Annotated in this window: 17 protein-coding genes; 15 read left to right on the plus strand and 2 right to left on the minus strand. The window is 29.6% G+C overall.

All coding sequences use genetic code 11. The features are described from left to right. Positions 1 to 78 precede the first annotated feature (78 nt). From ACOQN8_RS16320 to ACOQN8_RS16385, 14 genes are all read left to right on the plus strand, one after another. Entirely contained in the window at positions 79 to 1,557 is a 1,479-nt protein-coding gene (locus tag ACOQN8_RS16320; protein WP_420553485.1) for a hypothetical protein, read from the plus strand. A gap of 101 nt (positions 1,558 to 1,658) precedes the next feature. Beyond that, positions 1,659 to 2,021 (plus strand): VOC family protein, encoded by a 363-nt coding sequence (locus ACOQN8_RS16325; RefSeq protein WP_420553486.1) that lies wholly within the window; start codon positions 1,659 to 1,661, stop codon positions 2,019 to 2,021. A 291-nt stretch (positions 2,022 to 2,312) separates the two neighbouring features. Further along, complete coding sequence (locus ACOQN8_RS16330) at positions 2,313 to 2,951, plus strand: suppressor of fused domain protein (RefSeq protein WP_420553487.1); 639 nt, start codon at positions 2,313 to 2,315, stop codon at positions 2,949 to 2,951. Positions 2,952 to 3,099: 148 nt separating this feature from the next. Then, on the plus strand, positions 3,100 to 3,576 hold the full coding sequence (locus ACOQN8_RS16335; protein WP_420553488.1) for an MlaD family protein: 477 nt from the start codon (positions 3,100 to 3,102) through the stop codon (positions 3,574 to 3,576). Between the two features lie 124 nt (positions 3,577 to 3,700). Next, positions 3,701 to 4,294, plus strand: a complete 594-nt coding sequence (locus ACOQN8_RS16340) for a hypothetical protein (protein ID WP_420553489.1) — start codon at positions 3,701 to 3,703, stop codon at positions 4,292 to 4,294. Positions 4,295 to 4,329: 35 nt separating this feature from the next. Further along, entirely contained in the window at positions 4,330 to 4,929 is a 600-nt protein-coding gene (locus ACOQN8_RS16345) for a hypothetical protein (RefSeq protein ID WP_420553490.1), read from the plus strand. Positions 4,930 to 5,094: 165 nt separating this feature from the next. Further along, on the plus strand, positions 5,095 to 5,589 hold the full coding sequence (locus tag ACOQN8_RS16350; RefSeq protein WP_420553491.1) for a hypothetical protein: 495 nt from the start codon (positions 5,095 to 5,097) through the stop codon (positions 5,587 to 5,589). A 288-nt stretch (positions 5,590 to 5,877) separates the two neighbouring features. Continuing rightward, complete coding sequence (locus ACOQN8_RS16355; protein WP_420553492.1) at positions 5,878 to 6,642, plus strand: SH3 domain-containing protein; 765 nt, start codon at positions 5,878 to 5,880, stop codon at positions 6,640 to 6,642. Positions 6,643 to 6,847: 205 nt separating this feature from the next. Then, on the plus strand, positions 6,848 to 7,480 hold the full coding sequence (locus tag ACOQN8_RS16360; RefSeq protein ID WP_420553493.1) for a hypothetical protein: 633 nt from the start codon (positions 6,848 to 6,850) through the stop codon (positions 7,478 to 7,480). Positions 7,481 to 7,534: 54 nt separating this feature from the next. Further along, complete coding sequence (locus ACOQN8_RS16365) at positions 7,535 to 7,993, plus strand: hypothetical protein (RefSeq protein ID WP_420553494.1); 459 nt, start codon at positions 7,535 to 7,537, stop codon at positions 7,991 to 7,993. Between the two features lie 468 nt (positions 7,994 to 8,461). Next, the gene (locus tag ACOQN8_RS16370; RefSeq protein WP_420553495.1) at positions 8,462 to 8,920 is read left to right on the plus strand and encodes a hypothetical protein; all 459 of its coding nucleotides are present in this window, start codon (positions 8,462 to 8,464) and stop codon (positions 8,918 to 8,920) included. Positions 8,921 to 9,418: 498 nt separating this feature from the next. Next, positions 9,419 to 10,207 (plus strand): phosphorylase family protein, encoded by a 789-nt coding sequence (locus ACOQN8_RS16375; protein WP_420553496.1) that lies wholly within the window; start codon positions 9,419 to 9,421, stop codon positions 10,205 to 10,207. A gap of 30 nt (positions 10,208 to 10,237) precedes the next feature. Beyond that, positions 10,238 to 10,438, plus strand: a complete 201-nt coding sequence (locus ACOQN8_RS16380; protein ID WP_420553497.1) for a hypothetical protein — start codon at positions 10,238 to 10,240, stop codon at positions 10,436 to 10,438. A 2-nt stretch (positions 10,439 to 10,440) separates the two neighbouring features. Next, entirely contained in the window at positions 10,441 to 11,286 is an 846-nt protein-coding gene (locus ACOQN8_RS16385; protein WP_420553498.1) for an aKG-HExxH-type peptide beta-hydroxylase, read from the plus strand. 219 nt (positions 11,287 to 11,505) lie between these two features. Here the strand turns inward: ACOQN8_RS16385 and ACOQN8_RS16390 are convergent, their stop codons facing one another. Together ACOQN8_RS16390 and ACOQN8_RS16395 are read right to left on the minus strand one after the other, a co-directional pair. After that, positions 11,506 to 12,210 carry a LytR/AlgR family response regulator transcription factor gene (locus tag ACOQN8_RS16390; RefSeq protein WP_420553499.1) on the minus strand — a complete coding sequence of 235 codons (705 nt, stop codon included), beginning with the start codon at positions 12,208 to 12,210 and terminating at the stop codon, positions 11,506 to 11,508. Beyond that, positions 12,200 to 13,186, minus strand: a complete 987-nt coding sequence (locus ACOQN8_RS16395) for a sensor histidine kinase (RefSeq protein WP_420553500.1) — start codon at positions 13,184 to 13,186, stop codon at positions 12,200 to 12,202. Before ACOQN8_RS16395 ends, ACOQN8_RS16390 begins: the two co-directional genes overlap by 11 nt. Before the next feature lie 230 nt (positions 13,187 to 13,416). Here ACOQN8_RS16395 and ACOQN8_RS16400 point away from each other — a divergent pair, with 230 nt between their 5' ends. Further along, positions 13,417 to 14,751, plus strand: a complete 1,335-nt coding sequence (locus ACOQN8_RS16400) for a porin (RefSeq protein WP_420553501.1) — start codon at positions 13,417 to 13,419, stop codon at positions 14,749 to 14,751. Positions 14,752 to 14,759: the final 8 nt, after the last annotated feature.

Below are 14,759 nucleotides of genomic sequence, written 5' to 3' on the forward strand. Positions count from 1 at the left end.
ATTAAAAATAGTCTTATTAGAAACTATAAGAAAAACAACAATCCATATATAAATTAGAGCAAATTAAAATCAACTATTATGAATAAACAATTATTATTAATCTTTACATTTTTAATAAGTACAAATTTATTTGCAGGTAGCTATTACTTTAAATTTAATTTAGGAATAGGGACATCAAATGCTAATGAAGTACTTATATATTATCAAATTACAGACAAAAATGGCAGTAAAGGACATTTAACACCATATTCTATAAGAAACCTTAATTCAATTAAATTACTGAAAATCAAGTTAAAAAAAAGAAAAACTAAATTTATAAACTTCGAAGGTTTTATTATTGAAGCCGATGGTACTAAAAAACCAATTCTTAAATTACAATCAAAAATAGAGAATATCAAAACTGGAAAATCAAATTTTACCCTTCTTGATTTAAATGCTGTAATACCACGGAATATAGCTCCAAAACCTATAACTGAATTTATTTCTGAAATCGAAAGAAAAAATTATTTAAGCATTCTAAAAAAGGAAAAAGACAAAGCTTTTAACTATAACAACTTCTTTCCTCTTGGAAAATTTATTTTATATGACCCTATCGGAAAAAAAAGTCTAGATGCTATTACTGTTAAAACAAATTCTCCTGAATTTATAGAGTCTTCAAAAGGTATTAAAGATCACTATTTCTTAAGGAAAAAAGCTGGTGGAAATTTAGATGTAAAATATACAAAACTGTTTAGTACTTCTTTAAATAGTTCAAAACAGCAATATATAGAATATTTAATAGAAATTAAAAAAATGCAAGTCCTTCATTGGCAATCAGATAAATCCGAAGCTGAATATTTATATGAAAGGTATGAAAAGAATAATTTAGGTATTTTAGCTAATAGCTTTGAGTCTAATCCTAATTATAAATTATATTTTGTAAGTTCATGTGTTAAGATTAACGATTTCAAGATTGCTACAGCTGTACATGATAGTATATCAACAGTAGCAAAAGTAAACGTAAATATATCTGCAGCCAACAATCCTTTTATAACAGTTAATGGAGGTGTAATATATTCGAGAGATGAAGTCGCTTCAACTAAAGATTCTACACAAGTTTATTATACCGGTTTTCGTGTTAGGGATTATACAGATTATGTAAAAGGTTTAATCTTAAATTTAGACCTTACAAATAAATTGGATAAAACTAAAAGTAAATTCAACAACCAACGACAAAACGTAATAAGTAATTTTAAAAACTTGAGGGAAATCGATAATAGTTTCATAGAATTTAAATCAGCTAGTGCTATAGCACGTTTTTTTGAAAACATTGCACCAAAAGAATTTACAATTAATGAAGAATTGAGTGATGATTTAAATAAAATTGAAAAAATAAAAATCGACTCTTATAACACTTTGTTAGATGAATTAAAAGAATCTATAATTGAATATAAAAACATTAAAAATTATCTGAAATCATTAGAAACTGCTGACATTAATGATTCTCAAATTATAAAAACTAACCCAAAAGAAAAACGGATTGAAGATGAAGTTATTGAATCAATAGCTAACCAATAACTTGATATAATATTGTATAAAAATAATAACGGATTTTTACTTAATTAAAATTTAGTTCGTAAAAATCTGTTATTATTCTTATAATAGAATGTTACATTCTTATGAAAACAGAATTTATTGAAATATCTCCTGTGTTGCCTAGTCAAGATATTGACAGGGATATAAACTGGTATCAAACAAAGGTTGGATTTAAACTCTTGCATAAAAACAGCATGTATGCGGTGATGAGACGAGAAAATCTTTGTATTCATTTGCAATGGCATGCCGATACGGAAGACGATCCGCTTCTTGGTGGTTCTGTGATTAAAATATTTGTTAGAAATCTAATGCCAATTTTTAACGAACTAGTTGAAAGAGGAACCCTTAGTAAAGATAAGCTAAGACTCAACACTCCTTGGAATACTAACGAATTTGGTTTTTACGACTTAAATAAAAATGCCGTGTTTTTTGTAGAAGGTATATAAAACAACCTCTCACCTATTCTTTAATAACACTTACTCCTTCACTTTCTTGTAAAACCTTCAGCTTGTTTTCTGATAGAAAAACTAAGAAAATCATATTCTTTTTTATGCTATATTCGAAAACTAAAAAAATTGTGAATATTTTGAGTTTTATTAAAACATCTAAAAGTTCTGCATATAAAGAAGTTGCTAATAATATTGAGAAACAGAAATTAAATGAAAATAATCATGTATAAAACTATATTACTGATTTTAATTTCAACTTTCGCTTATTCCCAAAAGACCGAGAAAAAAATGAATGAAAATGTCCCAAATAGTGTTGAAATAATTGATAATCATTTAGATCATTTTTTTGACGAAAACGCAGACATAAAAGTATTTGACGAAATAGAATCTGAAATAATTCATAGAGATGTTTATTTCATAAAAGCCACTAAAAATAGACCTTATCATATTTTATTAAGTTGTGGAATGAGTGCTTTACCTATGAAAATACCAGAAGATATTGAATCATCTGAATTTGCCGAAGTAATGATCTTATTGCCAAAAGAATGGAATTTGGAATATGAATCTTTCAGTAACGAGAGAAATTATTGGCCAATTAGAATTATGAAACAATTAATGATGCTTCCCCATCCAAATAAAACATGGTTAGGGTTTGGACACACTTTTGGACATGAAGATAACGAAGAACTTGCTGATGGAATTGGTTTTAATTCTGTAATGTTGGTTCATTCAATGGAATTATCTGACGAGTTTACTCAAATCGAATTGGATAATAATAAGATAATTAATGTTTATTCAATTATCCCTCTTTATAAAGAAGAGTTGGAATTCAAAAAGAAAAATAGCGCAATGGATTTACTTGAAAAGTTTGACCAATTCGGAATAGAGGAAATTGTAAAAATTGGAAGAAAAAATGTCTGTAAATAAGGTACTATTAGCAACAATTTATAACCATAATTACGGAGAGTTTGACTTCGTCCGAATTCACTTGGAATTGCAAACATCAATCCTAAACCGAAAATTAATGCATAACTAACGCTTGTACAAAACGCTATAAGCATTTAAAAATAACAAAATGAAATATTATTCGATTATAGCAATTCTCATTTTCCTTATGTCTTGTACAAATAAGCGAACTGAAATAATATTGAATGCAGAAAATGTTGATGGACTAACTACTAAAGCAAACATAACTCTAAATGGATTTGAGATTGGAAAAGTAGAAGACTTGAATTTAACCTCAGAAGGAACAATTGATATAAAGTGTAAATTAAAATCTGACATTAAAATTCCAGTTGATTCTAAATTTACAATTGAAAGTATTAATTTACTTGGCACTAAAGGAATCTTCGTCAAATTAGGAGAAAGTCCAGAGAACTTGAAAAATGGAGACAATATCAAACTTTCAAAAATTGAACCAACAAACTTGGAAGACTCTTTAGCAATTAAAGTTGGAGATTTCCTAGAGAGTATAACAGGGAAACAAAAACAAGATTCAATATTGATTGAGTTACACAGACTTAATGATAATCTTGAAAAACAGCATAAATAAAAAGTAAAAGGAGGTTTTAAGGAACTATAACATCTTCTTTATTTATATTGTATGCTATAAAATTGCAAAAAATAAACGGAACCTATTTTTTTTAAATTCCGCATATAAATAAGTTGAACAGCATTTGAAAAAAGTACTTTACATATCATTAATTCTAGCTCTTACGTCAAGTTGTTTCTTTGATGAACAGAACTTTTCAAAACCTTTGGTTAAAGATTTGAAATTAGAATGGTGGGGAGATCAAAAAAACCAAACAATAACATTTGGAATGGTTCGTGGAAGTTTTGGAGGTTTATTGATTATTCCTGAAACTGTATTTGCTGTTGGTTACAATGATGAATTTCTAATTGCTAAAAGTTATCCGAACAAAGAAAAAGAAATACGAAATCGACTTTTCAATTACGACAAGAAAACTGAAGACTTTTTACTTACCGAACCGAGTGACACCATTTACTTGAGTTCTGACGATAGATATTATGAAAAAAACGGAAAGTGGTATCATAAAAGTAATGGATGGAATCCACCAAACGGACTTTTTCCTTACAAAGACTCAATTTACTATCATATAATTGATTTGCGAAATTGGGAATCTTCAAAAAAATGGAATACCGAAAATCTACATCGATTTAAATCAGAAGAAGAGTTTAATAAAAAACGAAATGAATTAAATATTCCCAAATCAATTGATTTTGAAATTGTATACAAAGAATTAGAATAAAAAAAGATGTACAACATTTAACTCACCTCCTAAAATTGAAGTCAGAAAAAGAAAAATTTGAATTTGTCTATGTTGAAAACGACGGAACAGTACGTGAATTAGATAATGACGAAATAGAATATTTAGAAACGAAGTTTGAGCCAAGTTACGGAGCAAGACCATACGTTAAGAGTAATTATGACCAATTGACACCTGATAAGAAGATTTTAGGCTTTCTTCATAGAAGTAAAGTCCCAAAAGATATAGAAATTATAAATACTGATTTGAGATATGTAGAAATGAGATTTCCAATCAGTATCTATGACAAAAATAAGGCTATTGAATTACCAGTCGGAATATATAGTATTAAGATTCTTGCAGGTTGGAGTGTTTCTCTTGGAAATTTTTCGATTGAATTAAAGAACAGAGAAAACGGAAAAATAATTACGCCAAAAGCTACGAATTGGAGTATTCAATCCTACGAATTGGGAGGAAGAGCAAAAAAAATTATGAGTTTGGATATCCCAAAACATGGAATTTATTTAATCGAATTTAAAAATCAAAAGGATTTAAAAGTAAGACGTTCGAATTTGTTTTTGACTCGATTATTTGAAAAGGAATTACCTAATGAAAAGTTAGAAATATGGATTGAATAAAAAATAAATAACGTTTTACAACAATATAAAACCACAACTACAACGGAATCAACTACATCCGAATCCACTCGGAATCACTAAAATCTGTACCAAACCGAGAATAAGTAACTTTAAAACTTTAACCTACGGTTATACGAGACCGTTGTAAGTCATTTGAATTAGAATATGGGACATAATATTTCCGCCATAGTATTAAAAGGTAATTACGATAAAGATAAAGCTGAGGGTTTTGACCTGATTGGTGTCGATTTAGGTTTTAATTTAACTATGTTTCACATTGACCACTACTATTCAGCTTGTTGGCAAGCAAAACTTGGAACTCAAGGTTTTCTGAACACCAACAATGCGGAATATATGCTATATCCATCGGAATTTGCTATTTCTGAATTAATGACAAAAATATCATTAGACAAGAGCCCTGTATTTGCCATAATCTCGACTGATTATTTTGGTGGAAATGGAATACAGTCTGCAAATGTTTACCTAAAAGATAAAATTGCTGATTTTGAAATAAAAACGATAAATCAAGCATTAAAATATTTAGGTGTAAAACGCGGAAACAAAACTGACGAATTTGATACTGTTCGATTATCTGAACATCGTACAACACCAGAATATTTAGACAAGTATTATGATTTAGCAGATGAATTAGGAGTTTAAAAAACATACTACAAACCTTATAATAAACACGCTAACAACAACCAACCAAAGCACCTAAACAAACTTCTTCCTTAGCTCTTCTTAGGCTATTTTAAACCTACCACTCAATTATTCTTTAATAATACTACTTATAATTCTTGCGAAATCATCAGCGGGCTTCGTAAATAGAAAAAACTTATGAAAACCATATTCTTTTTTATGTTATATTCGAAAACTCAAAAGTTTAGTGAATATTTAAGTTTTATAAAAATACCTAAAAACTTATCATATAAACAAATTGCTATCAACATGAAAAAATCAATAATATTACTTATAACTTTATTCTTGACAGTATTAACTTATTCTCAAAACAAATTTGTTGTAACCGCTGAAAATGGTTTGTTTTTAAGGCAAGAACCTAACTCAAAAGGTAAGAAAATAGGAAAGCTATATTTTGGTGCTGAAGTTGGTATAATTGAGAAAACCGAAAATAGTCAAACTATAATAGATAACGGACAAGAAATAATAGGTAATTGGGTAAAAATAAATTTTAAAAACTTTCCCACTTTCATTTCTAATGCAAAATATGGATATGTATTTGATGGATATTTAAAACCGAAAAAAGAAAGTATTGAAGAGATTCAAAATGAAATTAACAAATACCCAGAATTCGATAAACTTACTTTAAACACTAGTATTACTCCTTTCTATTTGAAAGGTGATTTTTTCGGAGATAAAAAAAATGATCTTGTAATCTTATTAAAAAACTCTGATGGAGAAACAAAAATAGGATTTATCAATAAAGGAACTAAAACTAAAATATACATATTAGGAAATGAAAATGACCCTTTCAATATGACAGATTATAGTTGGATTGGTATATTTGAAAAGGTTAAGAAAGGAGAGGTTTTATGGTCAAATTACGAAGATGATTTTGTTGACTTTAAAGATGTCCCTGAAAGTAAAAAAGTTAAATTAAATTACAACTCTTTATATATGCATGCTTCTGAAAGTTGTGGAGGTGGTTTTGTCTTTTGGAAAAATGGGAAATTTAATTGGCTACAACAAGAATAAAATACTAATGGTAACACTATTTTATAAAAAATTCCGCATAGCCAAGCAAATTAGGCAAATAACAGGAACAAAGTTCCGCTTATAAACAAGTTGTACACAATTATCTCACTCAACAGCAAACTTTTCTCATTCAAAATTAAGGTTAACTAAATCTAGATTTTAAATTTATTAAGCTATCTATAAATTTGAGTAAATTAATAGAATTATGAAAAAAGTAAAACTTATAATTTTTCTCTTATTTCCAATATTAATATTTGGTCAAAAAATAAATTATAAAGAATATCAAAAAGAGAATTTTATAAAAGCGGAAAAAGCTCTTAAAGATTCCAAAGGATTTGAAGCCTTATTCTACTATCACGGAGTTTGTTTTTTAGATTTAAAGTCAGATATAGAAATTAAAGCAAAAGCTAAAATAGATTCTTTACTTCCTATTTATCAAAAAAAAGAATCAGAAAAATGGAAAGGAAGCTGGAAATTAAAACAACTAAAGACCAATCGATTTGACTATGAAAAAATTATAATTACTGAAAAAGAAATCTTATTTTACAAAAAAGAAAACGATACTACTTACTCTAGAAATGAAATAATTAAGCACAAAAAATACGACCCTAATGATTTAATAGTTGATATTCATAGTGTAGAATTTAAAAATAAAGAAATTTGGGAATTTAGTTTAAAAGAAAAAAACAACGAATTAAGACTTTTTCCATACTTAAAAACACAATCAGATGGAACGACTTGGATTCTTTTAGATGAACGTTCAATGATAAAAAACAAAGAAGATAGAGAAAAAGCTTTAGCTAAAGAAATTAGGACTTATTATACAAAAATAAAATAACTGTGTACAACAAAGTGTATAGTTAATTGCTATTTCTTGCTAAACCAAAGTTAAGTGATTTTTTTAAAAGTTAGTGTTAATAGAAAAATAAAACAAATGGAGGAACCACCATTTAGATGTTCGACAAAAAAAGCATTGGATGAATTAGAAATTGAGCTTAATCTCATAGAAAAAAATCCATATTGGGAATCAATGGCGGGTTATTCATATACCCCAGGAAATCCAAATGACATACAAGAATATCTTGATTATTATGAACAATTGAAGGATCTCGATAAAAAATTTACCTTAATGGAAATGATTTTAGATTCACTTTCAGGACAGGATACAGAATATGATTTTTTGAAATATTGGAAAAAAACTAAGCCAATATTGATAAAGGATTATTTAACTCATGAATATACAATTCACTATTGGAAGCAAATGACGGTAGAATTTGAAGGGAACAATATTATGACACCTTTAATTCAAGAATTAATATCAGAAATGAATTCAGACAAAAAAGTTAAATAGTAGAAAGAATATGAATCACTAACACCATTTAAACTGCATTAAAATGCACTACTCACCTATTCTTTAACAATACTAGTTATACTACTTTCGAAACTATCAGCAAGCTTCGCTAATAGAATAAACTTAAGAAAATCATATTCTTTTTTATGCTATATTCGAAAAATCAAAAGTTTGATGAATACTTGAACTTTATTAAATCACCTAAAAGTTTCGCATATACATAAGTTAGCTATAATTTGAAAATGAAAATAATATACCTTATATCTCTGATTATTTTTGTGACAGCATGTAGCATAGGAAAACAAAATATTTCGAAATCTAAAACTTTAAGCCAATCAGACAAACAACATTTAAAAGAAGAAAAGAGTAATCTATTTACTGATAACAATAGTAGTCTTGTGCATAAAATAATAAATGAACCACCTGTTAAATACTGCCAAACTGAACATTATCATTTTGTAGACATTATTGCCAAAAAAAAAAATCGATAGTTTAATAAGAGAAAATGTAAAAAATATTCTTTTTTACAGAGATTGGATAGGAACTAATGGGTTCAATGGATACGGAAAATTGGCATGGTCACAAAATGGAAAATTCTTTCAGTATCAATATAATTTCGAAAATCATGATGGTCGTTATGGTATTAGTTCAATTGATAAAACTGAACATCAAACCTATGATGCTATAAACTTTTACGATAATATGAAAATAGATACAGTGAAAACATCTCCTAAAGAACCTGAGTTTTGGATGTCTCATGCAGCTGATCATTTTGTTTATCGATATATAAATGGAAAAGAAAATTGTTTTAACGTTTCGGGATTAAACTTAATGGAAGATTCAACCCATTTAAAATCTCAATTGATTAATAAATTAAAAATTCCATCTTCTAATTATTTTGATATGCTTAAAGAAAGAAGAAAATAAAAGTAGCTAACAACAACCAACCAAAGCACCTAAACAAACTTCTTCCTTAACTCTTCTTAGGCTATTTCACCCCACTACTCACCTACTCTTTAACAATACCACTTATAATTCTTACGAAATCATCAGCGAGCTTCGCTAACACAATAAAAACTTTGCGAAATCATCAGCGAGCTTCGCTGACGCAATAGAAACTTTGCGAAACCTTCAGAGAGCTTCGCTGATGCAATAAAAACTCTGCGAAACCTTCAGAGAGCTTCGCTGATAGAAAAAAAAACAAAAACACCTCATTTTTAAACCATTATCCCCTCTCCAAACACTCACTAAGTGTTTCTCCTGATAAAAAAAGAGGAAAAAACCCTACTTAAAGTAAGGTTTTCCGCAAAGTCAGCTTCTTTTTTTAAGCTATATTAGAAAATTCGAAAATTTAGTGAATCTTTTAAATTGTATAATGGGAGATAAAGTTTCGCATATAAACAAGTTGGTTTCAATTAAAAAATTATGAGAATAAATAAACCTAAAGGATATGTCGATTGGCTAAAAACAACACCTATTTTTAAAAAAGGAGAGTTGGATAACCTACCTGAATATTGCATAATTATTCATGACTCTTTGATATTGGAACATTTGACCTTACTTGGATACAGTTTAAGAAATTATAGAATTTATATAATTGGAGCTACAGATCCAATTCATTTTTACTTAGTAAGGGAGGTTAATACAGAGTTTGAATTTATTCTAATGAATGGGCTTCCCGGTGCTGGAGGAATTTGTACTCAAGTTGGTGAATTATCAGCACTTGGTTGTAAAAAGTTTTTTCATATTGGAACATGTGGACTTTTCAACGAGAACTTATCTGCAGGTAAAATAATTTTATCTAAAGGCTCATTAAAAGACCAAGCAGCGCATTTGCTTTCTGAGAATAATGATTCTATATCGAAACCAAATTCTAATTTCAGAAATGATTTCAAAGACTTCCTATTGAATCAGGAAATTAAATTTCAAGAAGGGTTAGGTGTAACGATTCCAATATTTTACAACCAACCATCAAATTTTTTAATCCCATTAATTAAGGAAAAAACATATCACTTCATTGAAATGGAGCAAGCTGCCTTTTTTGAATCTTGTAAAGTTAATGGGGTTATAGGTTTGAGTCTAGTTACTGGGTCAGATAGATATACTCTCAAAAATGAAAATTTAAAACATGAATACTACGATTTAGACCAGAATTTGATAAAAAATAAAATATTGAAAACCTGCATTAATTATTTTAAGTTTATCAATAAATAACAGATTATTAACACTTTAAACTTTACAACAATGGATTTTAAAACAAACATTAAAGAATTCTTCAAAACTGATAATCGCTCAATGATGGGTGGATGGACAATAGAAGGCCGTAAAAAAGCAGAAGCAGAAGCTGCTAAACTTAAAGGTAAAGAACGTGAAGAAGCTGAAAAAGCAATAAAAGAAAGAATTGAGAAAGAAGCAAAAGAATCTGATAACTCGAATGAAAAATAATCATGAGAGTATTAAGCTTATCTCATATTGAAAAAAATAAAAATCGTTTAATTGAAAGTACTTTAAAAAAGGAGGATTTGTTGATTGCAGATTCTCCTACACTTTATAGAAAATCAATATCAATTCTACGAGGATTTCAATCAAAATCAAATGGAATAAATATTCATTTTAACAACCCAGTAATTACTGAACTAGCAATGTCACAAGGTGTTTTTTCTGAACTTTCAGGAGAAGACTTTAATGATTTTGAGAAAAATAAATGGTTGTCAATGTATAATGATTCTTGTGAATTAATTGATTCAATTACACCCAAGCTACTAGACTTAATTAAATCAATTACAACAGATATTCTTTTTGTAAAATCTACAAGAGTTGGTGGAGGAACTGGTTCTCATTTACCTGGTCTTATATGCATTAGTCCTGACGAGCGTTGGGACAAAATAGATTTGGCTCAATGTTTAATACATGAGGCAACTCACCTTACCACCTTTCTTTGTGATATGGTATTTAAATTATATTCAAAACCATCTTCTGAGCTTGAAGCTAATGAATACAGAGTTCTCTCAGCAGTTAGAATTGGTGAGCTTCGTCCTTTAGATAAAGCCTTACATTCTGGTTTAGTAGCTGTTCCATTAATGTATTTTGAAGATAAACTTGGTAGAACAGCTTTAGTTTCTCAGTTTTCTGAATCCATCAAAGACTGTTCTAAAGGTCTAATAGAAAAAAAAGAATACTTTACTAAATATGGAAATAAAGTAGTAGAGGATTTTAATTACTTCTGTAACACCTTAGATTATGATTTTGTAGAAAATTCATTGAATTGGGATGATGCCTATTGTCTTTGTTAAATGAATTAAAACTGCAACCAACAATGTATAAGAAATAATAGTAGCTGAAATACTAAAACCAAACATAAAACATATAAAATAAAGCTCAATACTAAACTGAAAAGTAGTGCTTGTAAACCCCACTATTATTTTTATATTAGACCGTTATACATAAACAAGAAAAAACTACAAAAGGCAGTCCAACAGCTGCCTTTTATTATATCTATTCATACCCTATCCCTACTTCCAAACCTTTAAAAAGTCTAATTTATAGGTTTCGCTTATTGGGAACAGTTCCCCCTTAATATGTACTCTGCTGCCCTCTACATAGGTTATATGGGATAGATTTACGATATAGGATCTGTGAATTCTATAAAAAGTGGTTGCGGATAAATCGTTTAACACATCTTTTAAGGCTCCATGTACCAATAATTTCCCATGATTTTGGGTTACATACTTTACATATTCGCTTTCAGATTTAATATACAGTATTTCAGCAATAGGCACTCTATATTGTTTTTTACCAGAACGAATCAATAAGGTTTCATCAGTTGTTTGAGAGTTTGTTTCTACTACTTCTCTTTTCTGGTACAACTCTTTTACCTTTTCAACAGCACGTACAAATCGGTGGAACTCTATGGGTTTGAGTAAATAGTCAATCGCGTTTAATTCAAAGCCTTCCAAGGCATAGTCTCTATAGGCAGTGGTAAAAATAACTTTGGTATGATTGGGTTTGAGTAGTTTTATAAAATCAATTCCAGAAATATCAGGCATCTGAATATCTAAAAATAAAATATCAATTCTATTCTCATTCAACGTATCAAGGGCTTCCAAAGGAGATTTATAACTTCCTACTACCTGCATCCCTTTAATTTTAGTACAATAATTTTCGAGCAATCTCCTTGCTGGCTGCTCATCATCTATTATGACACAATTAAATACCATTTGTTTGTATTTTTAAACTCACTTTATACACTTGGTTCTCGTTGGTTATTTGTAAAGAATGTTTTTGAGGATACAATAACATCAATCGCCTCGTTACATTCTTAATACCAATCCCTCCTACTTTATCCACTGTTTTTCCTTCAACAAAAGAACTCACACAGCTAAAATTAATCTCGCTTTCGTTAGACGAGACTTCAATATCTACATACCCCTTGTCTACATCTTCTATATTCCCATGCTTAAAGGCATTCTCAACAAAAGGCAATAATAACATAGGTGCAATGCTGCTTCGCTCATCAACTTGATCATGTGTAAATGAAATCCTGTGAATACGGTCGTCTTTTAACTTAAATAAATCGATAAAGTTGGTAATATAGGTTACCTCACTCCTTAAAGACACATACTCGTCCTTGTTGCCATACAAAGAATAATCTAACATTTTCGACAACTGCAAAATGGCTTCAGGACCTTTAGGATTGTTGTCAATAGTTAACGAATAGATATTATTCAAGGTATTGAACAAAAAGTGTGGATTGATTTGCTGAATTAAGAAATTCTTTTCCGCTAAAATTCTCTTCTTCTCTTTCTCTTCTCTTTTCAGTTCCTGATGATAGTTATGGAGGATTAACGCCACAAAAACACCTATAAAAGCAGGTACAGAATGTGCCATGAGGGTTTCAAAAATATCGTAACCACCGCCAAAAATTTCCTCTGCACCTTCCTCTAAAAGCGTATTGATAAAGGCAGCTAAAATGATTAAAACTAGGTTAGACAGTATAAAAAGCAGATATTTTTTAACATCTAGTAAAAAAGGAAACAGCAGCTTAGTGTTCATACAAAAAGCAGCTAACTGAATTGTAAAGAAAATAGCAGTATGCTTTAAAGGGTTTTCAGTTTCTATAATAAAAGAAAACAAAAGGTATAGTAACAAACTATAACCTGCCCATGCCAACATATTTTTAGTAAAAAACTTCATTTCTTTATCAAAAGTACTCTAAAACCATCAGTCTTTATTCAAATTTCAGCGAAACAGCCGAAAAATTCAGCGAAATTAAAGTTAACTTAAATTAAGCAGCTATTCATCACTTTACTGACAAAAAACCGAGTTCCACAGAATTAGCGCTCACAGTTATTGAATCTTTTTTCTCAGTCTTTTGAACCTCTCGTTATTTGCACTTAATTAAAACAAGTCTAAATAAAAACTAAATGAGGTTTCTAAAAAACATCCTTTTTGTGTCCATAGCACTTACACTATCCGCAAATGCACAGGAGATAAACATTGACAGTTTAAAACAACAAATAAAAAAAGAATTAAGAGAAGAAGGAATTACAAAAAGCTCAAAAAGTTTGCTACGATGGCAGAACTTTAAGCTACGTGGTTATGGAGCAATTAACTACTACAACAATAACTTCGATACCAACCCCAATGAAAAGAACAAAGTAGATCCTGAGCGTTTAAACGTATACTTAGATTATCATTTTACACCAAAAATTGCTTTAAAAACTGAGATAGAGTTTGAACACGGAGGAACAGGTAGCACTTTAGAACTAGAAACCTTTGAAGAAGGTGGTGAATTTGAACACGAAGTAGAATCAGGTGGTGAAGTGAAGTTAGAACAGGTATATATCAACTTTAATATCAACGAAAACCTAAACGTTAAGGTCGGACGCTTTAAAGTACAGTTTGGATTGGCACAAAACTTAGATACTCCAGACGAATATTTTACATCGTACAGACCAGAAATGGAAAATCAGTTATTGCCTTTAGGATGGTATGAAACTGGTATTGATGTATACGGATCTTTCTTTAAAGGGAAACTACGCTACCATGTTGCCTTGGTAAACGGATTGGACGGTACTGGATTCAACTCTCAAAACTTTATTAGAGACGGTCACCAAACACGTTTTGAAATGATGAATGCCGAAAACTTCGCCATCTCAACTCGTTTAGACTATAAGTTTGGAAAACACAAAAACACCTTTGTTGGTTTTTCTACTTACTACGGAAACACAAGTGGCAACAGACCAAAAACAGACATTGATGTTGATGCTTTCTTAACCATGTTAGAAGGACATTTCTCTTATAACGAACATCCTTTACGAATCGCTACCACTGCCATTTGGGGGAACTTAGGAAACTCGGAAATTGTAAGTTTCTTTAATTCAAACCTATCAAACAATCTTGGTCTTAGAAGAACTCCTGTAGGAAAAAATGCTTTAGGTTTTGCTGCTGAAGTTGGGTACGACATTTTACCATTTTTCACCAAACAAGCCAATCAAATGATGTTATACCCATTTGTTCGATATGACTACTACGATACCATGCAAACAGTTGCCAACGGAATTACTGACAATCCTAGATGGGAACGAAATGTAATTACAGGAGGATTCAATTGGTTTGTACATCCAAAAATTATCATCAAAGCTCATTATTCAGAAAGAAAACTAGGCTCTAAAAATATTGATCCTGTTACGGGGAATCAACTATCCAACAACCAAATAGACAAAATATTTTCAACAGGTATTGGATTCACTTTTTAAACATTAAA

The sequence above is a fragment of the Tenacibaculum aiptasiae genome, from assembly GCF_965221665.1.
GTDB lineage: Bacteria > Bacteroidota > Bacteroidia > Flavobacteriales > Flavobacteriaceae > Polaribacter > Polaribacter aiptasiae.